19 protein-coding genes and 1 pseudogene are annotated in these 23,287 nt (G+C 46.6%); 14 read left to right on the forward strand and 6 right to left on the reverse strand.

Going from position 1 to position 23,287, the window contains the following annotated elements:
• Positions 1–187 precede the first annotated feature (187 nt).
• Complete coding sequence (locus BLS03_RS07245) at positions 188–1,393, forward strand: aromatic amino acid transport family protein (RefSeq protein WP_093271573.1); 1,206 nt, start codon at positions 188–190, stop codon at positions 1,391–1,393.
• 166 nt (positions 1,394–1,559) lie between these two features.
• A complete protein-coding gene (locus tag BLS03_RS07250; protein ID WP_093271575.1) occupies positions 1,560–2,984 on the forward strand; it encodes a methyl-accepting chemotaxis protein in 1,425 nt (474 codons plus the stop codon).
• A 79-nt stretch (positions 2,985–3,063) separates the two neighbouring features.
• Here the strand turns inward: BLS03_RS07250 and BLS03_RS07255 are convergent, their stop codons facing one another.
• On the reverse strand, positions 3,064–4,071 hold the full coding sequence (locus tag BLS03_RS07255; RefSeq protein ID WP_093271578.1) for a phospholipase A: 1,008 nt from the start codon (positions 4,069–4,071) through the stop codon (positions 3,064–3,066).
• A 201-nt stretch (positions 4,072–4,272) separates the two neighbouring features.
• Between BLS03_RS07255 and BLS03_RS07260 the strand changes: the two genes are divergently transcribed.
• The 4 genes and pseudogenes from BLS03_RS07260 to msrB all read left to right on the forward strand — a co-directional run.
• Positions 4,273–6,630: a fatty acid cis/trans isomerase gene (locus BLS03_RS07260; protein ID WP_093271580.1), complete on the forward strand. Its 2,358-nt coding sequence runs from the start codon at positions 4,273–4,275 to the stop codon at positions 6,628–6,630.
• A 40-nt stretch (positions 6,631–6,670) separates the two neighbouring features.
• Positions 6,671–6,859, forward strand: coding sequence for a hypothetical protein (locus BLS03_RS07265; protein WP_093271583.1), 189 nt, complete (start codon positions 6,671–6,673; stop codon positions 6,857–6,859).
• Positions 6,860–7,040: 181 nt separating this feature from the next.
• On the forward strand, positions 7,041–8,789 hold the full coding sequence (locus tag BLS03_RS07270) for a formate--tetrahydrofolate ligase (RefSeq protein ID WP_093271586.1): 1,749 nt from the start codon (positions 7,041–7,043) through the stop codon (positions 8,787–8,789).
• A gap of 255 nt (positions 8,790–9,044) precedes the next feature.
• Positions 9,045–10,073, forward strand: a pseudogene (msrB, locus tag BLS03_RS07275) (peptide-methionine (R)-S-oxide reductase MsrB); the annotation flags it as partial.
• Between the two features lie 92 nt (positions 10,074–10,165).
• On the opposite strand, the gene BLS03_RS07280 reads toward msrB, so the two are convergent.
• A complete protein-coding gene (locus BLS03_RS07280; RefSeq protein ID WP_245696609.1) occupies positions 10,166–11,158 on the reverse strand; it encodes a helix-turn-helix domain-containing protein in 993 nt (330 codons plus the stop codon).
• Positions 11,159–11,329: 171 nt separating this feature from the next.
• Between BLS03_RS07280 and BLS03_RS07285 the strand changes: the two genes are divergently transcribed.
• The 3 genes from BLS03_RS07285 to eat are packed head-to-tail and all read left to right on the forward strand — an operon-like array spanning position 11,330 to position 15,009.
• On the forward strand, positions 11,330–12,733 hold the full coding sequence (locus tag BLS03_RS07285) for an ethanolamine ammonia-lyase subunit EutB (RefSeq protein ID WP_093271591.1): 1,404 nt from the start codon (positions 11,330–11,332) through the stop codon (positions 12,731–12,733).
• The gene (eutC, locus tag BLS03_RS07290) at positions 12,730–13,572 is read left to right on the forward strand and encodes an ethanolamine ammonia-lyase subunit EutC (protein WP_093271594.1); all 843 of its coding nucleotides are present in this window, start codon (positions 12,730–12,732) and stop codon (positions 13,570–13,572) included. The genes BLS03_RS07285 and eutC overlap by 4 nt, the downstream gene beginning before the upstream one ends.
• Positions 13,573–13,623: 51 nt before the next feature.
• On the forward strand, positions 13,624–15,009 hold the full coding sequence (gene eat / locus BLS03_RS07295; protein WP_093271596.1) for an ethanolamine permease: 1,386 nt from the start codon (positions 13,624–13,626) through the stop codon (positions 15,007–15,009).
• Between the two features lie 76 nt (positions 15,010–15,085).
• Here the strand turns inward: eat and BLS03_RS07300 are convergent, their stop codons facing one another.
• Positions 15,086–15,352 (reverse strand): hypothetical protein, encoded by a 267-nt coding sequence (locus BLS03_RS07300; RefSeq protein ID WP_093271599.1) that lies wholly within the window; start codon positions 15,350–15,352, stop codon positions 15,086–15,088.
• 126 nt (positions 15,353–15,478) lie between these two features.
• Between BLS03_RS07300 and BLS03_RS07305 the strand changes: the two genes are divergently transcribed.
• Positions 15,479–15,787: a cysteine-rich CWC family protein gene (locus tag BLS03_RS07305; RefSeq protein ID WP_093271602.1), complete on the forward strand. Its 309-nt coding sequence runs from the start codon at positions 15,479–15,481 to the stop codon at positions 15,785–15,787.
• A 113-nt stretch (positions 15,788–15,900) separates the two neighbouring features.
• On the opposite strand, the gene BLS03_RS07310 is transcribed toward BLS03_RS07305, so the two are convergent.
• On the reverse strand, positions 15,901–16,245 hold the full coding sequence (locus BLS03_RS07310; RefSeq protein ID WP_093271604.1) for a HopJ type III effector protein: 345 nt from the start codon (positions 16,243–16,245) through the stop codon (positions 15,901–15,903).
• 127 nt (positions 16,246–16,372) lie between these two features.
• On the opposite strand from BLS03_RS07310, the gene BLS03_RS07315 reads away from it, so the two are divergent.
• Complete coding sequence (locus BLS03_RS07315; RefSeq protein WP_093271607.1) at positions 16,373–17,299, forward strand: diguanylate cyclase domain-containing protein; 927 nt, start codon at positions 16,373–16,375, stop codon at positions 17,297–17,299.
• Positions 17,300–17,379: 80 nt separating this feature from the next.
• Here BLS03_RS07315 and BLS03_RS07320 read toward each other — a convergent pair whose 3' ends face one another.
• Both BLS03_RS07320 and BLS03_RS07325 read right to left on the reverse strand, forming a co-directional pair.
• A complete protein-coding gene (locus BLS03_RS07320) occupies positions 17,380–18,915 on the reverse strand; it encodes a methyl-accepting chemotaxis protein (protein WP_093271609.1) in 1,536 nt (511 codons plus the stop codon).
• A 440-nt stretch (positions 18,916–19,355) separates the two neighbouring features.
• Entirely contained in the window at positions 19,356–20,549 is a 1,194-nt protein-coding gene (locus tag BLS03_RS07325) for an acetate/propionate family kinase (protein WP_093271612.1), read from the reverse strand.
• A gap of 287 nt (positions 20,550–20,836) precedes the next feature.
• Between BLS03_RS07325 and BLS03_RS07330 the strand changes: the two genes are divergently transcribed.
• The 3 genes from BLS03_RS07330 to BLS03_RS07340 form a co-directional block, all read left to right on the forward strand.
• Positions 20,837–22,432 (forward strand): putative bifunctional diguanylate cyclase/phosphodiesterase, encoded by a 1,596-nt coding sequence (locus BLS03_RS07330; protein ID WP_245696610.1) that lies wholly within the window; start codon positions 20,837–20,839, stop codon positions 22,430–22,432.
• A 79-nt stretch (positions 22,433–22,511) separates the two neighbouring features.
• On the forward strand, positions 22,512–22,901 hold the full coding sequence (gene cueR, locus BLS03_RS07335; RefSeq protein ID WP_093271615.1) for a Cu(I)-responsive transcriptional regulator: 390 nt from the start codon (positions 22,512–22,514) through the stop codon (positions 22,899–22,901).
• A gap of 131 nt (positions 22,902–23,032) precedes the next feature.
• Positions 23,033–23,287, forward strand: a 255-nt coding sequence (locus tag BLS03_RS07340) for a transposase domain-containing protein (RefSeq protein WP_176765542.1), incomplete at its 3' end; no start/stop codon positions are given.

A 23,287-nucleotide genomic window follows, 5' to 3' on the forward strand; every position in this document is an offset into this window, starting at 1 on the left:
TTCAATCATTCGAATTAAATATTTTTAGTGTTCATAAAATTTTACATAAACGAATAATAATTTGTACACATCGCTTGTTTAACCTGCACAAATACTACAAAATGCATCCATTAAAGATAATCAAGCTAGTAATTCGATCATCGACACACAGATTACCTAGCTCAAACTTGTAAATATAAGTGTACACATGACAAATTCAAAGATTTTTGGAAGTACTTTGATTATTGCCGGCACCACCATTGGCGCCGGTATGTTGGCTCTACCTCTGGCGTCGGCTGGCATCGGTTTCACCACTTCGCTACTGCTTATGCTAGTTTTGTGGGCTTTGATGGCCTTTACTGCGCTTTTGATGGTTGAATTACATCAACATGCGCTGGCTAACGCCACATTACACACCTTAGCCAAACAATTTCTCGGAGAGAAAGGCAAATGGCTCGCCACAAGTGCAATGCTGTTTCTATTTTACGCGCTTTGCGCCGCCTACATTGCCGGTGGCGGAGCACAATTTGGCGAGCGACTAAACCAACTCTTTGATCTAACACTGACTCCGAAGTCTGCCACTATCTTGTTTACCGCCATCGTCGCGATTGTGGTCACCATAGGCACATCGGCAGTAGATAAACTCAATCGCGTGCTGTTTATCGCCAAAATGATCGCTATGGTATCGGTGCTGTTTTTCCTCGCGCCGAACATCAGCGAATCATACCTGCTGAGCATGCCAATGCAGCAAGGCTTGATCGTGGCCGCGCTGCCGGTAATTTTTACCTCGTTTGGTTTTCACGGCAGTATTCCAGTGATTGTCAATTACCTCGACGGCAATACTCGCGCACTGAAAAAAGCCATTGTTATTGGTTCAGCGATTCCACTGATTATTTACATCTTTTGGCAATTGGTAACGTTAGGCGTACTGAGTCAGCAAGAAATGGCGCAAAATCAAGGTTTGAGCGCCCTGATTAGCCAGTTGACAAGCAAGGTTCACGTCGGTCAACTTAGTCATATTATTGGTGTGTTCGCCGATCTCGCGCTACTGACCTCCTTTTTTGGTGTCAGCCTTGGTTTATTTGAATTCCTTGGCGACAGTATGAAAAATCACATGCGTAAACCAAAACGCTGGTTGGCCTCGCTCGTCACTTTCCTGCCACCGATGGTATTTGCGCTGTTTTACCCACAAGGGTTCATTACTGCCTTGGGTTACGCAGCAATCGCACTCGTAGTACTGGCAATTTTTCTGCCAGTTGCAATGGTGAAAAAATCGCGCGCGACCCACCAACAAGCGAATCTTTACCAAGTAAAAGGCGGCCGTTTTGCGCTAGTTACCGTTAGTGTTATTGGTGGAATCATTGTGATTGTGCAGCTGTTGGTCGCGGCAGGAAACCTACCGGCGCTCGGGTAACAATTCTGTAAAGTGCAAGTGGATGTTTTCTCTTGTTTGAGAATTAATGATCAAGATCTCGTTATTAACACGAATTACCACAAAGTTTTCATAATTTTGCGTGTTATGCCGCATAGTAGAGACTTCATTTTATCCGCTCACTTACCGATTGTTACTGGAGTAACCAATGAAAGAAGTCGATTTCAGGACGATAGACAGATTATTCATCAAGATGTCTATCAACGACAAAATGTGGGTTATCGTGCTGCTGTTTATCGCAGCCATTAGTGGCATCTCTGGCGCACGCTATTTTGATGCCACTCAGCGTATCGAAAGCAGTGCCATCACTTCTGTTGAATCCAAACTTTCCGGCATTCTCTCAACCGCCAATTACCAAAACCTAACCTTAAAAGGCTTTGCGCAAACCCGTGAAACCCAGTCTCGCTTGGCTCAAGGTGTCGTCACTGCCGTACAAACCGCGTCGGATGGTAAGCGTTATAGTCTCACCGAAGATAAAAGCACAGAGATAGAAGGCCAGCAGCAATCGGCGCTCTATTCTTGGTTACTAAGCTATTTGTGGATAGCACCGTTTGGTTTGTTTTGTTACTGGGTAGCGACATTTATTGGTGGCGCGCTTTGGGTGCTTTACACCACCACCAAGAAAATCGCTGAAGGTGATTTAACCTCGCGTCTCGGTTTTCACGCTGGCCGCGATGAGTTCGGCACCATTGGTGTGGCAATGGATAACGCGATGGACACGCTCAGTGATTTGGTGGTGTCAGTTAAAGACAACACCACAACGTTGAACGAAACCAGTGCATCGTTTGAGCAAGAGACCAAACGTAGCGAAAATCAAATTGAAAGCCAGTACGCGTCACTGGATTCGGTTGCTACCGCAATGGAACAAATGACTGCAGCAGCGCACGAAGTGGCTAATGTAGCAAGTCAAGCAACCACTCAAGCACAAACTGATAGCGAGCAAGTAAAAGAGAGTGCTGCGCGCGTCAACAAAGCGATTGCAGAAATCGAAACACTATCGAAATTTATCAGCCAGACCTCTCGCTCAGTGACGACCCTTAACGAAAATACCTCGCAAATCAGCGATGTTATTACCACGATTAATGGCATTTCTGAGCAGACTAACCTATTGGCACTTAACGCAGCCATTGAAGCGGCGCGTGCTGGTGAACAGGGGCGCGGCTTTGCGGTGGTGGCCGATGAAGTTCGCACTTTGGCAAGTCGCACTCAAGAAGCGACTGTCGTGATTCAGGACATGATCAGTCAATTGCAAACAGAAAGTGCCAGCATTGCTTCGATTACTGAGCAAACGGTGCAGCAAGCACATACCAGTAGCGAGTTAATTGCTGACTTAGGCGAAGACATTCAACATATTTCGCGCTCAGCCAATGCCATCAACGACATGAGTATTCAAATTGCAACCTCTGCAGAAGAGCAAAGTGCGGTCGCCAATGATATTGCCGCCGAACTGGCAGACATTCGTAGCCAATCCAATACCATTCGTGAAGTTGCCCAAGGTTCGTCGCTTGGCGTATCTAACCTCTCTAAAGCGACCATCAATTTGGGCGAAATTTTAAGCCGTTATCGTACCTAACGTTTAATCTAGTCAAATGTAAAAAAGCGGAGTTTACACTCCGCTTTTTTATCTAAATTTCAACGCTAAGTCCGATGCATTAGAGCAAATCCGTAATTGCGATACCGATACCAAAACGCTGCTGATTGTGGTTATAGTCAATCAAGTTCTCACCATAACCCGTTGAGTATTTGGCAAAACCGCGCACTTTACCCCAAATAGGAAACGTCAGACCTAATTCGGCGTAGCCTTTATGGGTTTTAAAGTTTTCTCGCCCTAGGAAGCTTAAAGAGAACTCCTCCCATTTGTAGGCGGCGCCGAGTTCGTAATGTCCCATGTAGTCTTCGATATCTGGATTATCATCGCCACTTGGATCGTCGGCGTAGGTTTTGTCTTCTTCAGGAAAGCGCCACCATGGCTTAAACATCAGTGCCAAACGGTTTTTCTCATAACCTAAGGTGCCATAGATGCGGTTCCAACTGCGTGATAAATCTTGGCGCTGACCGTTCGATTCGTGTTCAAGACCAAATCCCAACCACGTTTTACCTCCTAAAGGCGTCCATTCAGTCGGGGTAAAATAAAACACTTCCGGCTGATAATTGGTTTCGCGAAATGGTCGTGAAATTGAGCCAGCATACACTTGCCAATAGGATCGCATAGTAAAACCAAAAAACAGTCCGTCATTTTCAAACATTAAGTCGTTGTAATTAAGTGGCACCTTAAAGCTAATCTGAAATTCCGCTTCTGCATGCTTGAGCGCATCCGACCATCCGGTATCTTCATACGCTTCATGGTTGACGCTATCGGTATAAGTCACTGGCAATATGTAGTTCATTTTATGCGCCGTCATCAAAAACGGGCGAAATGCAGTACTTTTTTCCGACTCACGACGCTGACTCAATAAGTCTTGTTGCGGATCCTCCTTGGTTTCAGGATCAGATTCACTGATTGACAAACAGCGGTCTCGAACTTCATCAAGAGTCAGCTCTCCACTGTTGGTTTTACTTGCGGAGAGTAAGCATTGGTCATAAGTATTTAATTCTTCGGCCTCTATAAAAGGCGACATCAGCACCGTCGCTAGAAGTGTCGTCTTTAGCTTCGCTTCCATCTGGATTCCTTACGAGTTGAGCGCGTTAAACCTTGGTATTATATCGACTATTTGTGATCAAAAGTGTAAAAATAGCGCCAATTTATCAATTCCTACCTATATCTATGGCATATATAACATTTCTATCATTAATTGCGCAGTTTAGATTAATCATAAATTTTACGTATACTTAAATGTCTCACTTTTACGCATGGTAACTCGATGAAATTTCGTCAAATAGTGACAGTTTGTTTAGTAGTAGTCTTTGCTGGCTGTGCCGCCTACACCAGTTTCAATTTCGACCAACTTTTTGGTGAGCAACAAGTACGCCCACGGCAAAGTCCAGTTGCCAGTAAAGAGGCGAGCTACTTTCTATCGCAAGTCAAACCCATCATCGACAATCGCTGCGTCGTTTGTCACGCCTGCTACGATGCCCCTTGCCAGCTTAAACTTTCCTCTGTCGAAGGTATTGACCGTGGTGCCAGCAAAGAAAAAGTCTATGAAGGCACGCGCATTGCAGCAACCACTCCAACTCGATTATTTGAAGATGCGCAAACCACCCAAGAATGGCGCGCACTGGGCTTTCATCCGGTACTCAATGAACGTGACCAAATTAGCCCGGTCAATTTGCAAGCAGGCCTCGTTGCACGCTTGCTGATGCAAAAAGAGCAGCATCCGCTGCCACAGCAAACTCAACTTGAAGGCTTTGATTTCTCGATTGATCGGGAACAGATCTGTCCAACGATTGAAGAGTATGATCAATATCAGGCGAAAAATCCTACTTGGGGAATGCCTTACGGCATGCCTAACCTTGATAAGCACGAATACAATACTCTTATGGTGTGGCTTGAGAATGGCGCCAAAATGAATGCGCATATTCCGGTCAGCACTCAGCAGCAAGCCTTAATAGACGAGTATGAGCGGTTCTTAAATGGCGATTCGCTAAAGGCTCAGCTTTCCGCGCGATATATTTATGAACACCTGTTTCTTTCACACCTGTATTTTTCCGATTTACACTCAAAGTCGCCACGCTTTTTTGTGCTGGTGCGCTCAAAAACGCCGCCGGGCGAGCCCGTTGAACGCATCGCTACTCGCCGCCCTTATGGCGATCCGCAAGTTGCGCGCGTCTACTACCGCATCATTCCTGAGCAAGGGACGATTGTCGACAAGACCCATATGCCCTACGCCCTTAATCTTGAGCGTATGACCCATTGGCACAAATGGTTTGTAGATGCCGACTTTTCTGTTCAGTCACTACCAAGCTATGAACCGCAAGTAGCCGCCAACCCGATGACCGCATTCATTGATCTGCCCGTTAAATCGCGCTTTAAATTTATGCTCGATGACGCGCAAAACACCATTATGGCGTACATCAAAGGCCCGGTGTGCCGTGGGCAACTGGCGCTTAACGTCATCAATGACCGCTTCTGGGTCTTTTTTCTCGACCCAGATAAATCCGATATTCCCGAAGTCAACGAGTTCTATCGCTCACAAGCTGAGAACTTAAAACTCCCCGGCGAACTGCAAAGTAACACCCTGCCACTACACAACTGGGTGAAATTTTCCGCTCAGCAAGCTAAGTACCTCGAAGCCAAATCAGAATTCACCAACAAATGGTTCAAAGACGGTGCGCATTTAACCACTGATGTCATCTGGACTGGTAACGGAATTAATCCCAACGCCGCACTGACCGTGATGCGCCATTTTGATAGCGCATCGGTTGCACAAGGCTTGGTTGGTAAACCGCCAAAAACCGCTTGGGTACTCGACTACGCCCTGCTTGAGCGAATTCACTATTTGTTAGTGGCGGGTTTTGACGTTTACGGTAATTTTGGTCATCAACTGATTACTCGCATGTTTATGGACTTTTTGCGTCTTGAAGGGGAAAGTAATTTTCTCACCCTATTACCGCGTTCGGTGCGCCATAAAGAGCACGACAGTTGGTACAAAGATCAGTCACCCCAGTTCAGCCAGTTTATGCAGCACAACGTCAAACCGTTCGACCAAGCATCTCACGTACCGTATAAAACCACAGATTACAAACAAGAGCTGTTTAGCATCTTAAAAGCCAAACTCGCACCCGTTTTGAACGATCGCTACAACATCGTCGATACTGGCTTTAGCCCCAAAAACGAAGCTCTGCTGCGCCAAGTTAATGATATTGAGGGCAAAGGATTATTGAGTGTGCCGCAAATCATGATGCTGATGATCACCAGCCAGCAGGGCGATGACCAACTATTCACCCTACTTCACGATAACGCCCATACCAATATTTCCAGCTTGTTTGATGAAGAGAGTAATCGCGACCCTGAGCACGATGACTTAACTTTAGTGCGTGGTGTATTGGGCAGTTATCCGGCCGCCTATTTGGCGCTTGATGAATCGCAAATTCCAGAATTAGTTCAACGGCTAAAAAGCCTGCGAAGTGAGGAGGATTACGTTAAGTTATTGGATAAATTTGCGATTCGCCGCAGCTCGAAAAATTTTTGGTCATTTAGTGATAAAGTTCACGCCTGGTATAAAAAAAATCAACCTATCGAATTCGGTTTGCTTGACTACAATAGGTTTGAGAATAGGTAAAATCCGTTAAACCAAGTGCCCTTGCGCTAGGAGGTGGGTTATGAATATCAGAGAAAGTATCGAGGCCTTAGAACAACAGATTTATATCGCGTGTTCCGAAGGCGATTACGACACAGTGAATATTCTGGAAAATCAACTGGAATTGCTCAGAGGCCGAGCTGAGCACCCGTTTGATGACGACCCTTATGCCCCAGAAGGCAAAATGTTTAAAGAAGACGATTGGTCCTAACCCCGGCACCATCGTATTAAACACCTATCGAGTCGAAGCCCTGCCGATGCAGGGCTTTTCTTATTTTTCGATCAGGTCTTTTCTGACACGTTTTTTTCTATATCATACCGAGGCAAACGTTTTCCTAGCCACTTTGGTTATTTGTACGGTCGTTTCCCTCGGCCTAAATTGATGAGGTTTTATGCACACGGATATTGAAATTTGCCGCCAAACTCCGCTTGTCCCAATTAATGATGTCGCAACCCGAGCGGGTTTTCTCAGCGACGAAGTACAATCTCAAGGTGCCTACAAAGCAAAAATCTCTCTTGATGCACTCTCGCGGCTAAATGCCAATCAAAGTGGTAAATTGGTGGTCGTAACCGCCATTACGCCCACGCCGCTTGGTGAAGGTAAAACCGTTACCACCATCGGCTTGGCTCAGGGTCTCGCTAAATTAGAGCGCTCTGTGATGGCGTGCATTCGTCAGCCTTCCATGGGGCCAGTGTTTGGCGTTAAAGGCGGCGCGGCGGGCGGCGGTTACTCTCAAGTCGCGCCAATGGAAGAGCTGAATTTGCATCTCACCGGCGACATTCACGCCGTCACCGTTGCGCACAACCTCGCCTCCGCCGCTATCGATGCTCGTATTTATCATGAGCAGCGTGAAGGCTATGACGCATTTGAAGCGCGCTCGGGTATGAAGGCTTTACGCATTGATATCGAGCGTGTGGTGTGGAAGCGAGTGATGGATCATAACGACCGCGCACTGCGAATGGTGACCGTTGGGCGCAATGCGCCAAACAAAACCATCAATGGTATTGAGCGCCAAGACGGCTTTGATATATCTGCCGCCTCCGAATTGATGGCAATTTTAGCTTTGGCATCAAATCTTGCAGACCTTCGCGAGCGCATCGGACGGATCGTGCTGGCCTATGACTTAGATGGCAACCCGTTAACGACTCAAGACTTCAAAGTGGCCGGAGCCATGACGGTCACGATGAAAGACGCCATCGAACCGACATTGATGCAAACCCTTGAAGGCGTACCAACGTTAATTCACGCCGGCCCGTTTGCCAACATCGCCCACGGTAACTCTTCAATTATCGCCGATAACCTAGCCACCAAACTTGCTGAATTTACCATCACGGAAGGTGGCTTTGGCTCTGACATGGGTTTTGAAAAAGCGTGTAATATCAAAGCGCAAGCATCAGGAAAAGCACCTGATTGCGCCGTTGTGGTCGCTACGCTTCGCGGCTTAAAAGCCAACTCTGGACTCTATGACTTACGCCCTGGACAAGCGATTCCAGACCAGCTTTACCAGCCCGATCACCGTGCGCTGCTCGAAGGTTTCACCAACTTAAAATGGCACATTAACAATGTGCGCAAATATGGTGTCCCTGCGGTGGTGGCGATCAACCGTTTTCCCCAAGACAGCGAGCAAGAATTACAACAGCTTGCCCAGTGGGTGCGCGAACTTGGCGACGATGTGGATGTTGCCATCAGCGATGCATTTGCCAAAGGCGGAGAAGGCGCACTCGAACTGGCACAAAAAGTGGTGACACAGTGCCAAACAGCGCACCCATTTACGCCGCTATACACCTCAAATATGAAGCTGGAGCAAAAACTGCTAACCCTTGCAGAAGTTGGCTATGGCGCAGCTTCGATAACCTTGAGCGATGCAGCTAAAGCGCAGCTCAAATTGTTCAATGAACAAGGCTTTGGAAATCTTGCGGTGTGCATGGCAAAAACGCCGCTATCCATCACCACCGACAGCGCGATTAAAGGCGCGCCTACCGGCTTTGACGTACCAATTCAAGAGTTGAAATTGTGCGCAGGAGCAGGATTTATTTACGCCCTGTGCGGCAATGTCATGACCATGCCCGGGCTGCCCGATAAACCTGCGTTTATGGAACTCGACATTGATGCAAACGGCGATATTATTGGCCTCGCCTAACGTTTAAATCGTCCGTTTAGGCAGCGCTTGTACTTGGCGCTGCTACCTTGATTACCCTTTTCATCGCACTTGGTTGTAATTTTTTTGCTGGTTATTCGTTCTATTGGTTAAAGGCTGCGTACAAAGTTAAGTACTGATTACGCAGCACGTCCTACTCCAACCAAGAGGCGCGACATGAAAAAGACCATCACTTTATCGACCTGGCTGCTTAGTAGCTTACTCAGCCTAGTTTGCCTGACCACTAACGCTCAAGCCGCCGATTATCAAACGGCAACACTTGCCGGCGGTTGCTTTTGGTGTACTGAATCCGATATGGAAAAACTGCCCGGTGTAGTGGATGTCATTTCCGGCTATTCCGGCGGCAAAGCCCCAAACCCAACCTACAAACAGGTTTCTTCAGGCAAAACAGGCTACATCGAAAGTGTTAATGTCACTTTTGACCCAAACGTCGTCAGCTATGAGCAAGTGCTGGATCAATTCTTTCGCCATATCGATCCCACCGATGACCAAGGTTCGTTTGTCGACAGAGGCCCGCAATATCGCCCAGCAATTTTCTACCATTCAGCCGAACAAAAGCACATCGCGGCGCAATTTATCAGCGAGATAGAGCAGCTTGGCATCTATAAGAAACCGCTGAAAACCGAGCTGATTGCATTTGAAAAATTCTGGCCTGCCGAAGACTATCATCAAGACTATTACCAACGTAATCCAGTGCGCTATCACTATTACCGCTACGCATCAGGTCGCGACCAGTATCTCGATGACATTTTTGGCGAAGAGCGTAATGAGCATCCTAAAACTCTGCGCGAATTGATCGATGCCAGCAAAACGGTGATGGCACTTAAACCCTATTCGCGCCCCAGTGATGAGAAAATCAAAGCCATGTTGACTGACCTCCAATATGACGTGACTCAACATGAAGGTACCGAGCGCCCATTTAACAATGCTTATTGGGACAACAAAGCGCCCGGAATCTATGTTGATATTGTTTCCGGTGAGCCACTGTTCTCGTCGAGAGACAAATACAAATCGGGTACCGGATGGCCAAGTTTTACCAAACCGATCGACAAAGGTTACATTGTCACTAAAGATGATAACAGTCTCTTTTATACCCGCACCGAAGTACGCAGCCGTTTTGCCGACTCTCACTTAGGTCATGTATTTGACGATGGCCCTGCACCAACCGGTCTGCGCTATTGCATGAATTCGGCGGCAATGCGCTTTGTGCCTAAACAACAGATGCAAGCCCAAGGCTACGGGGACTATTTAGCAGAGGTTGAATAGCAATTAAGAGAAGAATCGTAAGTAACAGAAAATAACGGCATCGTTTCAGCTCTCGCCTCGACAGGTTCTCCACCCTGTCGAGGCGATTTTGCTTAACTCATGGTCGCGAGTTGACGGCGATAGCCTTGAGCGCGGAGTTTGGTTTGATTCGGCGTCTCACCAAATAACGCTTTGTAATAGTGATGAAAACTGCCCATATGGTAGAAACCGTGTTTAAGCGCCAAATCGCACACCGCTAAGGTTTCATCGCCATGGATCAAACTGCGGCGAATCTGATTCAGTCGGCAATCACGAAGGTAGGTGATTGGCGTAATACCTAGCTCTTGTTCAAACACGTATTGCAACGTGCGGCGACTGACACAAGCGATATTACATAGCTCGCTGATGCTCTGCGGATAATGACCATCACTTTCAATATGCTGCAAAATTCGTTTCAGCGCGCTGCGCCGAGTTGAGGCATTTTCAACGGGTGTGGCGGTTTGCAAATAGAACTCGCTTAAACGGTCTAGCACACTGTTCTCTAACAGCGGCAAAAGGTGGGCATATTCTGGGCAACCAAGTCGCTGTCCCAATATCGAATCACGCTTTAACACTTGGCTAATGAGGTCAGCGAGTTTCCAGCACGCACCGCTGGAATCATCACTGGTAAGCACTTTGGCCCCCTGCCAAGTGGCAAAGTCTTGCTCGGAAAAACGCGCCTCCAACAAGGCTTGATCGATCACCAAACCAAAAATTTGAAACGATTCAGGAGTCAGCAGTTCAAATTCTTGCTGAGCCGGACGCAGCATGATCTGCGAGCGATCCGCCGTCAGCCCATCGACTTTCGGACGCTGCGGCTGAAGCGAAAAACCAATCCAAAACGCATTGGGATTAACGTAACACTGCTGAATCAAGGTTCGATTAGTAAACTCTTCAAAGAGATGAATTTTCGGCACTTTTATCTCATCTAAGTAGCCGAAAAAATGCCCTTTACTGTGCTGATCGTAGTGTTGTTCCCACGCGGTTAGGCTCAATGCCTGCTGATTGACATCATAGCTGTAACTTTTGCACCTTGATAGTGCACTTGAAGTTCCTTCATGATGCATATGCAAAATCCTCATCTTTCCTTCGTGTGCAATCTTGATGCATCTACAAACATAACTACTTGTTATATATAAATAAAATAACATTGCGCATTTTTGTCATTCGTCGGGAACAAAATTCGCTCCTCAATAGTTATGCAGATTGCAAGGATTAGACCGACTAAAGAGGAATGTATGGCAGCGCAGTATCGCTATCAAATCGGCACCAAGACGTATCAATTTGCTTCACTGAAGGAAGTGATGGCGAAAGCATCTCCACTTCGCTCTGGCGATCAGCTGGCCGGAGTGTGTGCACAATCCGCTGAAGAACGCGTGGTTGCGCAGATGGTGCTGGCAAATTTACCCCTTAAAGTGTTTCTTAACGAAGCGTTAATCCCGTATGAAAAAGACGAGATCACCCGCTTAATCATCGACAGCCACGATAAAATCGCATTCGCAGAAATTGCTCACTTAACAGTTGGCGATTTTCGTAACTGGTTACTGCAAGAATCAACAACGTCAGTTGAGCTCGCGCGCGTCAGTCCGGGGATAACCCCGGAGATGGCCGCCGCCGTCAGTAAAATCATGCGTAACCAAGACCTGATACTGGTTGGCAAAAAATGCCAAGTGATCACTGCATTTCGTAACACCATTGGCTTGCCTGGCCGGCTCTCTACTCGCCTGCAGCCGAATCACCCCACCGATGACCTCAACGGTATTGCGGCGTCGATTTTCGACGGTCTAATGTATGGTAATGGCGATGCGGTGATTGGTATTAACCCAGCAACCGACAACGTCAGTCAAGCCATCAAGCTGATGAAACTGATGGATGAGGTGATTCAACACTATGAAATTCCAACTCAATCTTGTGTGCTAACCCATGTCACCAATACGGTAGAAGCAATAGAAAAAGGCGCGCCGGTCGATTTGGTGTTTCAGTCGATTGGCGGGACCGAAGCCACTAACCAAGGGTTTGGCATTAATTTAAATGTCATCAGTGAAGCCTACGACGCGGCTCTTAGCCTAAATCGCGGCAGCGTGGGCAACAACGTCATGTACTTTGAAACCGGTCAAGGTAGCGCGCTGTCTGCTAATGGCCATCACGATGTTGATCAACAAACCTGCGAAGTCCGTGCCTATGCGTTAGCGCGGCGTTTCAAACCCTTGCTGGTCAACACCGTGGTCGGTTTTATTGGCCCGGAATACTTGTTTGATGGTAAACAAATTACTCGTGCTGGCCTTGAAGACCACTTTTGCGGCAAACTCCTTGGGCTCCCGATGGGCTGTGACATTTGTTACACCAACCACGCCTACGCCGACCAAAACGACATGGACAATTTGTTGACCCTTCTTGGTGTTGCCGAATGCTCTTTCATCATGGGCATTCCAGGCTCTGACGACATCATGCTCAACTACCAAACTACCTCTTTTCACGATGCTTTGTATGCACGCCAAGTGTTGGGACATAAAGCGGCGCCAGAATTTGAAGCTTGGCTGCAAAAGATGCAAATCGCAGGTCACAATGGCCAATCTCTGCTTAATGACCGCCTCTCGCCGCACTTTACCAAACCACTGGGTCTGATTTCGGAGGCGATATGAGCATCACCAAAGTCGATCCGTTAATCCATCAAGATCCGTGGCGTAAATTGCGACAATTTACCGATGCGCGTATTGGCATTGGCCGCGTTGGTACCAGCATTCCAACCGAAGAACTGCTGCAATTTCAGCTCTCTCACGCCCAAGCGATCGATGCGGTTCACGTGCCGTTGGACACCGAGCAACTGATAACAGAACTGGCGCAAGACGCCTTGCTAAAACCCTATTTACCGGGTTTTAGCTTGCACAGCCAAGCAGTCGATCGAATGACCTATTTGCAGCGCCCAGATTTGGGTCGCCGCTTGAATGATGAATCCATGGCCACACTCAAAGCGCATAGCGATCAATCTCTAACGCCTTATGATCTGGCGATCGTAATCGTCGATGGACTCTCTTCTTATGCCATCACGCATCACGCCAAACCATTTCTTAATGCGCTAGTGAGCTTATTTGTTGACGACCATACACCGTGGACGCTAGCGCCGCTGTGCGTCGTTGAGCAAGGCCGCGTCGCGGTTGGAGACGATGTCGGCGAAGCCATCAACGCCAAAGAAGTGTTGGTTTTAGTGGGCGAGCGCCCGGGGCTGAGTTCCCCTGACAGTTTGGGCTTATATCTGACTTGGAATCCAGTGCGTGGCACCGAAGATTCGCTGCGTAACTGCATTTCCAATGTGCGCCCGCAAGGGCTCAAATATCAAGCCGCAGCGCAAAAATGCTTTTACTTACTCAGCGAATCACGACGTCTGAAACTGACGGGTGTCGGCTTAAAAGATCGTTCAGAAGACAATGAACTCGCTCACGAGTCAACCCAACAATTTTGTCTGACCACTCAAAAAGAGTGAGCAGCAATATAACAATAATGAGCAAAGGACTTTAACAGAGGAAGAAGTACTATGGAAAACGGAAACAGTAAGGGTCTTAAACGGACCCTCGGGAAATTTCACCTTTGGGGTATCGCCGTAGGGCTGGTTATCTCAGGCGAATATTTTGGTTGGAGCTATGGTTGGGCGCAAGCAGGAACACTTGGATTCCTGATCACCACCTTTTTGATTGCCACCATGTATACGGCGTTTATTTTCAGTTTTACTGAATTGTCGACGTCAATTCCCCATGCAGGCGGCCCTTTTGCCTACGCCTATCGCGCCTTTGGCCCGCTTGGCGGCTATGTGGCGGGGTTTGCAACCTTGGTGGAATTTGTCTTTGCACCGCCGGCTATCGCAATGGCGATTGGCGCTTACCTTAACGTTCAGTTCCCCGACTTAAACCCGAAAATGGTCGCAGTTGTGGCTTACTTAGTGTTTATGGCACTCAACCTTATCGGCGTGAGCGTCGCGGCAACCTTTGAACTTTTTGTGACCATTCTTGCCATATTTGAACTTGTCGTGTTTATGGGTGTAGTGTCTCCAGGCTTTTCAATGGAAAACTTCGCCGCCAATGGTTGGGCTGGCAGCAACGAATTCTCAGCGACGGCGGTTTCTGGCATTTTCGCGGCGATTCCATTCGCTATTTGGTTCTTCTTGGCGATTGAAGGTGCTTCAATGGCCGCTGAAGAAGCCAAAGATCCAAAACGCACCATTCCGGTTGCGTTTATCGCCGGCATTCTCACTCTAGTTGTACTTGCGGTTGGCGTGATGTTCTTTGCAGGCGGTGCTGGCGATTGGCGCGAACTGTCCAACATCAACGACCCACTACCACAAGCGATGAAAATGATCGTGGGTAATTCAAGCGGCTGGTTACACATGCTGGTTTGGCTCGGTCTGTTTGGTTTGATCGCCTCATTCCACGGCATCATCATGGGCTACTCGCGTCAAATTTTCGCTCTGGCACGTGCGGGCTTTTTGCCTAAATCATTGGCAGCGGTCAATAGCCGTTACCAAACTCCACACTGGGCAATCATCGCTGGCGGTGTTGTGGGTATTGCGGCGATTTTCTCTGACAACCTCATCGTTATCGGCGGTCAGCCATTAACCGCAAACATTGTTACAATGGCGGTATTTGGTGCCATCGTGATGTACATCGTTTCTATGCTGGCACTGTTTAAACTGCGCCGCACCGAACCGAATTTGGAGCGTCCGTTCCGTGCCCCACTTTACCCTATTGCACCAGCGGTTGCGCTTGGTCTTGCGGTTCTCGCTTTGGTCGCGATGGTGTATTACAACTTCTTGATTGCAGTAATTTTTGCGGTGTTGTTTGTGATTGGTTTTGTGTACTTCAAAGCCACCCACAAATCCGATGAACTTGCTGAAGGCAATGAAATGCTACGTGCTAACGCACTGTAATCATTCACTAATAAACTCAAAAGGACATCATAAGATGTCCTTTTTTTATCATTGAGAAGCAAACATTACTGCAAGATTAGAACGGATGAAGATGAAAAATCGCCACCGTACAGGCGAACACAACACAAACACTGAATAGCGTCTGTTTGGCGTTAAACGACTTCAGATGCAACATGAATGGCGCGCCGATAAACAGCGCCAACAATACGCACACCGCCGCACTGTGGCTAAAGAGATCAGCAACTATGGTGACTGCGCTCCAAATGCCCATTCGCATTGGCGAACTGTGGATCTTTTTACCTAATGCAACGATGAAAATGACAGCAATAATTAATGGCAACATACTTTATGATATTAATTCTCATTTGCATTAGATATTAATCACTCTAGCGTTAAGTTTCAAGCCCAAATTGTATAATTTGACACATCTTCGTATAGTGGCGCGCTGAAAATAAAAAAGGGAAACGTGGTGAAAACACCTTGTATTGCAGCTTGTAAAAATAACAGCGGTATCTGTAGCGGATGTCAGCGCACCATCCGTGAAATCATTGATTGGAAGAATATGGACGACCAAAAGCGCGAGCAAATCATGGCTGAGCTCGTTGGTAACACTCAAACGCACACCTGCCCTAGTTGCGGCGGCGGCGCTCATTGTGACCTTGCGGCAGGGAAAGATCACTGCTGGTGCTTTGAACTTGACGAACGCGAACCGTTTGATGCGAAGAATCAAGATCTGTGTTTATGTCGCAGTTGCCTCTCGAAACAAGCTCTTGCTTAACGCGTGTCTATATAAACCTAACTATCACGCTTAGAATTCACCAAGTTAATTAAAAAATAAAGGAGGACTGATGTCCTCCTTTAAGCATTGATAAATCGAATCAAAGACTTCAATCACTTGGCGCTTAGCGGCGAATGATCAAACTGAATACCCTGCCAACCCGTTTTCATAAAACTGCGAATGTTCTGATGGTCATTCGCATCTGGATTGTTTAATACATCTTCTCGGTAATAACGACCAAAACACGCCAACGTTTGTTGTACATCTAGCTTATGCAATAAGCCAAAAGCAAAAATTTTGCACGAACCATTATTCTGGTTTTCTTCGTTTTTCGTCTCACCATTAAGAAATGCACTCGGCTTAAAATTGTAACTCAGCTCGATAATGCTCATTGTTTCCTCAAATTCAATGTCTTGAGGCGATGATTTCAACTTTGTTAAGTAGTTTTGCAAGTCCATGTGTCACTCATTAGATAAATCGAAAGCGGTCAGTCTAAGGCAATGGCAAATAAATAGAAAGTGTAGGTTCACCCTATTTAACCAAGGGATTACCTGCCTATAAAATATAAAACGAAAGGTAACGGAAATGTTTAATACAACACAATGGCTACAGCAGTTGGAACACAACAGCAAACCCCTCGCGCTTTGGCGTGAAATGCTCAACACATTGGCATCAACAGACTCAAATTGTCAATGTGCGCTGATGGTAAAACAACAAGGAGAATATAAGATGCTGATTGCAAATGACAATCAGCAGCCTATTTGTGATTGGGAATCGGTTGAAACTGGGCTGTCGTCTCTGTTTGCACAATGGTCTTACCCAAGCGAAGCTCAATCGCAACAAATTGCGATTCTTCAGCCTGAGTTCCAAGCCGCTTTTGAGCACACACCGATCAAGAGCCTAGATTGCGCGCCGGTATACTGGCCAAACGGCACTCTGTTTGCACAGTTGTGTACACTGAGCAGCGCGACGTCATCGCCCATGATGGCGGGCGTTTCTCCGCACTTTGCTCGTTTAGTGACAAGTGACCTTAAACAGTTTATTGAACAACGCAGCTCGCTGCTAACAGACGATTTGACCGAATTACTTAACCCGCAAGGATTTGCCATGCTTGGGGCGCAAAAAGTCAAAGATGCGCCCCGTTATCAACTGGCGATTGGTGTGATTTATATTCAAATTGACCGAGTCAGTGAAATCAGCGCCGCGTACGGCAGTGACATTGCCGAGCAGTGCTATACCACGTTAAGCGATGTGTTAAAAAGTGCCTGCCGTGAAGCGGATATTGTTGCGCGAATTAACGACAACGAATTTGTGGTACTGTCGCTACTCAATACACGCCGCCAGCTAAACCAATTGGCGCATCGTATTGAAAATGATTTCAAACTGCGGGTAAAGGCCACCGAAACGCTTAATCTTTCGAGTTTACTAAGCAAAACTTTTATTACCGATTGCTTTAGCTCGCTCAGCCTTGATCAGTTGGTTGAAAAAACCAAATTCCAAACTGCGGCCTAACCGTTGGCGATAAAAAATCCGACTAATTTTACAACTAGTCGGATTTAACTATCTAATATTAAATAATTTTACATTGTAAATCACTTCATACCGAACGTCGCACTCAAGCCAACCAAACTGTCCACTCGATCGGTAATACTCTCACTTTGCTCACTCACGACATCGGCTTGTTTGGCATTTTGCAACGAGGAATCATTGACGTTAACAATGTTGCGACTGATCTCATGGGACACCAAGCTTTGCTGCTCGGCGGCGCTTGAAATCTGAGTCGAAAGATCGGAAATATCCGTGATAAGAGCGCGTACGGCATCAACCACAGTTTGCGATTCTCGCGCTTGCTCCACACACCCATCAGCGGTGTCTTTTTCTTTTGCCATCACATCGGACCATTGACGTAACGTTTGCTGAATTCCGCTTATAGAGGTTTGTATCTGCTCGGTCGCGCCGTTGGTTCGACTCGACAAATTTCGCACTTCATCAGCAACGACAGCAAAACCCCGGCCATGCTCTCCGGCGCGCGCCGCTTCTATCGCCGCGTTAAGCGCCAACAGGTTGGTCTGTTCGGCGATGCCTTTGATCTCTTCCATAATGTGACCAATTTTCTCCGCTTCGACATTGAGCTCACTCGCGGATTCAGAAGAACGGGCAATTTCCGCCGACAACTCATCAATGGCATTGCGTGTTTTGGTCATTAGATCGTTGGCATGTTCGCATTCACGGTTAGCCTCCATCACTTTTTGCGCCGTGGTTGCCGTGTTATTGGCAACATCGTCGATAGTCGTAACCATCTCTTCGACCGCTGTAGACACTTGCTGCAATTCACTGGTTTGCTGATCGGCGCTGTGTTTGGTCACTTCGGCAGCGCTGTGCAGACTGGCGACACTCGTTTGCAGTTTATTGCAGCTGTCAGTAACCCGGCCAAGAATGGTTTTTATTTTGCCAATCGACATTTTCAAATGGTAATCCGCAATACTATGGGGATGGTTGCCCGAATAGATAAAACGCGAAACGCTGTCATATTGTTTTTTCAGTTGTTGATTAAACTGCTGAGCGACAAACAATTCACTGTAAAAACAGACAAATGGCAAAATGATCATCAGTAGCGAGGTCCATGGCGAAAACGCAACTGCAGCCCAGATTAACGCAGAGGCCAACACAGCGAATATTCCTAATCGCACTTGAAAAGCGTCCAATTTGCCCGCCAGAGATTTCCCTTTATTTACCGACTGGTACATTTTTATCGCGCGATCTTTGGTTTGGCTGTCGATGGGCGAACGTACAGACTGATAGCCAATCACACTGCCGTGACTAAAAATCGGCGTGACAAACGCATCAACCCAGTAATAACGTCCATCTTTACAACGGTTTTTTACCGCGCCGCGCCAAGAGTTGCCTAACTTGAGGTGTTGCCACAAATCGTGGAACGCCGCTTTGGGCATATCGGGATGACGAACAAGATTGTGATTTTTCCCCACCAATTCGTCATAGGAATACCCAGCAACTCGACAAAAGGCGTCATTGGCGTAAGTAATTACCCCTCTTAAATCCGTGGTAGATACCAGCTCTTCAGAAAATTTCACCTCTTCATCGATGATACTCTGATTGCGCTTTCCCATGATACTTTCCTTCTACTAGACAATCGCTGACGTAACCTAAGCCTGTGTTATTAATAAACATTAGCAGAGGCTTAACTAAGCGCTGGCGATATTGCAACTTTTTTACCACAACCGTGATGTATCAATCGTTATTATGATTTATCTCAATAATCAGCGATTGGGCTATGACTGACCTGGTTAAGCGTTATATACAATACGACCCACTGTTAATATTTACGATTTTAATTAATGCGAACGACATTCCTAAAAAGTAGCAAAAGAGTCTAATTTATAAGCGAAATGGGTTAATTAGCGACTAGAGATGAAGCGGACGTGAAGCGTTAAAAAAGAGACGTTGCGAAACACAGAAAAGTCAGAGTGGCTAGTTCGAATAAAAGGACAATAAAAAGCCCAAGTCAAATGACTTGGGCTCAAGTTATGAAGCGTTTGCGATAAGAGAATTAAAGCAAGTTGACACAATCTTGTGCGATAACCAACTCTTCGTTAGTTGGAATCACAATCGCTTGGGCGCCAAGCAATTCTGAATACGCAATCACACCAGACTTACCAAAGCGAGCGTCAGCGTTTGCCTCTGCATCTTCAACAAAACCAAGAATTTTCAGGTTGTTTAAGATTTCTGAGCGAATCGGTAGTGAGTTTTCACCGATACCACCAGTAAATACGATGGCGTCTAGGCTATCGAGTGCAACCAAGTAAGAACCGATGTATTTGGCTACGCGGTAAGTGAAGACTTCAAATGCCAATTTAGCGCGTTCATTACCCGCATCAACCGCATCCATGATGCCGCGAGCATCAGATGTAAGGCCAGACACACCTAAGAAACCAGATTTCTTATTCAACGTTTCGAAGATTTTCTCTGAGTCCCAACCTTTACGGATCAAGAACTCAATCACACTTGGGTCCAGATCACCACAACGAGTACCCATCATCAAACCCGCAAGTGGAGTGAGACCCATTGAAGTGTCAACACTCTGACCATCTTTCACTGCTGTGATAGAAGCACCGTTACCTAAATGCACAGTGATAAGGTTGGTTTTCTCCGCAGGTTTATCCAGCATTTTCGCCGCTTCACGACTTACAAAGAAATGGCTAGTGCCGTGTGCGCCGTAGCGACGGATTTTGTAGTCATCGTAAAGTTCGTGAGGAAGTGCGTAGGTAAACGCTTTGGCAGGCATGGTTTGGTGGAAAGCCGTATCGAAGATAGCGAATTGAGGCAAAGATGGGAAAACCGCCATCGCTGCGCGCATACCGTCTGCGTTTGCTTTGTTGTGCAGTGGTGCCAGTTCAGCAAGGCGATCAATTTCAGCCACAACCGCTTCATCAACACGAACCGTCCCTTTAAACGATTCACCACCCGCAACCACACGGTGACCGATAGCAACAAATTTTTCGGTCAGGTTTAGATCATCCAACAGTTTGACGATTCGCTCGAATGCGTACTGATGATGATTACCTCCGGCAGGAATCGACTCTTCGGTTTTTTCACCGTCGTATTTCCAGCTAATCGCTGCTTCTGGCAGACCAAAGCACTCACCGATCCCGCTAACGAGCGCGTCTCCAGAATTCGAGTCGATAACTGCGAATTTTAGAGAAGAACTCCCTGAGTTAATCACCAATACATATGAATTAGACATGAACTGTTCATCCTGTTTCAGATTATGTTGCGAAGCATTCTACTTCTGTGGGGGAGACTCCATTATTCAATATTTTTTGAATAATTCAATTTTCTTTTAATCTTTTAACTTAAATGTAGTTTTTTTTCTTGATCTGACTCAAATTTCAATTTTTTTTAATGTCAGAATTAAATAATTTGTTTACTTTTCAAACTATCAATATAAAACTGGTGCTCTTTACATCAATTTTATGAAACTTAATCTTTGCGGCGCGTGGATTAATTAAACTCCTCTACAGGAGAGTATGGTTGTCGATAATTTGCTTTTCACTGGTGTGTATCGGGCTATTTTTCTTAGTCGTTGGCTATATTCCCGCAAGAAAAATCTGTCAGTTAATTCAGTCAAAAAGCTGGCAAATACTCAGCTACCTTATTCTCGGTTTTATTACCGGTTATGCTGCGGTTCTCACCACCCTGCTCCACCAAAGCCAATTTGGCCCGCTAATCCTGATTCTTTGCATGGTGCTGTTCTTTGGCGGCATCTTTGTTTACGTCGTCGTGACTAACAGCCTTAAAACTATCAATCAGCTGCAGCAATTGGCGAATGCAGAGCGCTATAACGCTACCCACGATACGCTGACTGGCATTCCAAATCGAAAACATTTTGTCGAAACCATTGGTGCTCTTATTAATGAGAAACAGATGTTCGACCTGATGTTGTTTGACGTGGTTAACTTCAAGCAAGTCAACGACGGTATGGGACATCACTGCGGCGACCAATTGCTGATACAAATCACGTCACGAATCAATCAACTGGTTACACCACAAGATTGTTTTGCCCGTATCGGCGGCGATGAATTTGTGCTACTTCTTCCCGGCAGTAATGATTTGAAGTCTGCAGCGCTCGCCACCCAAATTCATAATCAACTTGCCAATCCGATTGAAATCGAAGGTTATCGCATCTCAGCCAGCGTCGTTATCGGTTTAAGCCGCTTTCCTTTTGATGGCGACAGCCCTGACGAAATGCTTAACAATGCCGATTTGGCCATGTATCACGCCAAACACTCCGGTCAGTTACTCTCGGTATTTGATGACTCAATGACTCATGATGCAGCCAGGCAAGTCCGTATTTCCCAACAGTTGGATCATGCGATTAACCATGGCGGCTTTGAACTTTATTATCAGCCCATTTTTAATGGTGAGAGCTTGAGTTTGGAAGGTTATGAAGCATTGATTCGCTGTCGCACCCAAAGCGGTGAGATGATCGCGCCTGACGACTTTATCGCGGTAGCAGAGCAAAGTAACCAAATTACTAAAATCACCAGTTGGATACTCGATCAAGTCGCAAAGGACATCCACCACTTTACCAAGCACGGCATCGAACTTGCTGTGCACGTTAACCTATCCGCTAAAGATCTCTTAGGCTCGAAACTGATTGACCAATTGACCTCGCTGCTTAAACAGCAGCCAAGCCTCAACCAGCGCTTGATTTTGGAGATCACCGAAAGCGTTGCGATTAACCGCCTGCGCCAACCAGAGAGGTTGTTTGAAAAGCTGCGTCGCCTTGGATTTAAGATAAGCCTTGATGACTTCGGTACTGGGTTTTCATCCCTGTCTTTATTGCGTGATTTACCGGTTGATCAAATTAAAATTGACCGCTCTTTTATCGGCAATATTGAATCCAGCCACAAAGATTATGCGATCGTGGAAAACGCCATCACCCTCGCCCACGGGCTTGGTTATAGCGTGGTGGCGGAAGGTATCACCAGCCAAGAAACCATCAAAATGCTCAAGCAAATGAACTGCGATTTCATGCAGGGCTTTTATTTTACCAAGCCCAAAACTTTAGCTGCGGTGATTCCATGGACGCAAAGCTATCAACCCGAGTCGCTGCATAACCACTAAGCGTGCGGTTTATCTGCATCTAGAGAATCGTTCAGCGAAGGAGTACACTGACAAAAGTTGGCATACAAAGGAGGTGTTTATGAATATCGGCGCTATCTCGCAAATCACTGGACTATCCACCAAATCGATTCGCTTATACGAAGAAAAAGGCATCATTACCGCGCCGCTGCGCAGCGATGCGGGCTATCGAGAATATTCAAACCAACACCTGCAAGAGCTTAACTTGGTCTCACGGGCCAAAAACGCTGGGTTTTCGCTGGCGGAATGTCGCGACTTGGTGGATTTGGCGCATAATCCAAACCGTAAAAGCAGCGAAGTGAAACAGCGCACTCAAGATAAGCTCACCGAAATCAAACTCAAAATTCAGCACTTGCAAGAGATTGAACACCAACTGAGTCAGTGGGTCTCCTCATGCCCTGGCGATGGCAACAGCCACTGCCCGATCATTGAAGACTTAACCAAGTCCTAACGCTTGCCAAGCGATGTCTAACCAATACCAAAAGCCCCGTATTCACGGCAATGTAGATCAGATAAGGAGCGGTTGACCGATCTTTCTGATAAGAGACAATCGGAGACCTGTTTATAGGTCTTCGATTTTTTATGTCTATCCAAAATTGTTTTGCCGACTTTCTTGAAGAAAGTCCGATTGATGTCGCTCAGCTAACCACCTTCTCTGAGCATATTCCTGATGAGTGGATTGCTAAAGCGGCAGCACTTTCCGATAAAGCGACTATACGTCGACGTCGCTTGCCTAGTGATATGGTTCTTTGGCTTATTGTTGGAATGGCGTTTTTTCGCAATGAGCCTATTGCAGAAGTCGCACGACGAATGAATGTGTGTGCCGAGGGGTTAGCC

Origin of the sequence: Vibrio xiamenensis (genome assembly GCF_900100015.1) — a bacterium.
Taxonomy (GTDB): Bacteria; Pseudomonadota; Gammaproteobacteria; order Enterobacterales; family Vibrionaceae; genus Vibrio; species Vibrio xiamenensis.

Excerpts from the sequence above, each read along its gene's own strand:
- BLS03_RS07245 (WP_093271573.1), top strand. The coding sequence starts at position 188 with ATGACAAATTCAAAGATTTTTGGAAGTACTTTGATTATTGCCGGCACC.
- BLS03_RS07250 (WP_093271575.1), top strand. The coding sequence starts at position 1,560 with ATGAAAGAAGTCGATTTCAGGACGATAGACAGATTATTCATCAAGATG.
- BLS03_RS07255 (WP_093271578.1), bottom strand. The coding sequence starts at position 4,071 with ATGGAAGCGAAGCTAAAGACGACACTTCTAGCGACGGTGCTGATGTCG.
- BLS03_RS07260 (WP_093271580.1), top strand. The coding sequence starts at position 4,273 with ATGAAATTTCGTCAAATAGTGACAGTTTGTTTAGTAGTAGTCTTTGCT.
- BLS03_RS07265 (WP_093271583.1), top strand. The coding sequence starts at position 6,671 with ATGAATATCAGAGAAAGTATCGAGGCCTTAGAACAACAGATTTATATC.
- BLS03_RS07270 (WP_093271586.1), top strand. The coding sequence starts at position 7,041 with ATGCACACGGATATTGAAATTTGCCGCCAAACTCCGCTTGTCCCAATT.
- BLS03_RS07280 (WP_245696609.1), bottom strand. The coding sequence starts at position 11,158 with ATGCATCATGAAGGAACTTCAAGTGCACTATCAAGGTGCAAAAGTTAC.
- BLS03_RS07285 (WP_093271591.1), top strand. The coding sequence starts at position 11,330 with ATGGCAGCGCAGTATCGCTATCAAATCGGCACCAAGACGTATCAATTT.
- eutC (WP_093271594.1), top strand. The coding sequence starts at position 12,730 with ATGAGCATCACCAAAGTCGATCCGTTAATCCATCAAGATCCGTGGCGT.
- eat (WP_093271596.1), top strand. The coding sequence starts at position 13,624 with ATGGAAAACGGAAACAGTAAGGGTCTTAAACGGACCCTCGGGAAATTT.
- BLS03_RS07300 (WP_093271599.1), bottom strand. The coding sequence starts at position 15,352 with ATGTTGCCATTAATTATTGCTGTCATTTTCATCGTTGCATTAGGTAAA.
- BLS03_RS07310 (WP_093271604.1), bottom strand. The coding sequence starts at position 16,245 with ATGGACTTGCAAAACTACTTAACAAAGTTGAAATCATCGCCTCAAGAC.
- BLS03_RS07315 (WP_093271607.1), top strand. The coding sequence starts at position 16,373 with ATGTTTAATACAACACAATGGCTACAGCAGTTGGAACACAACAGCAAA.
- BLS03_RS07320 (WP_093271609.1), bottom strand. The coding sequence starts at position 18,915 with ATGGGAAAGCGCAATCAGAGTATCATCGATGAAGAGGTGAAATTTTCT.
- BLS03_RS07325 (WP_093271612.1), bottom strand. The coding sequence starts at position 20,549 with ATGTCTAATTCATATGTATTGGTGATTAACTCAGGGAGTTCTTCTCTA.
- cueR (WP_093271615.1), top strand. The coding sequence starts at position 22,512 with ATGAATATCGGCGCTATCTCGCAAATCACTGGACTATCCACCAAATCG.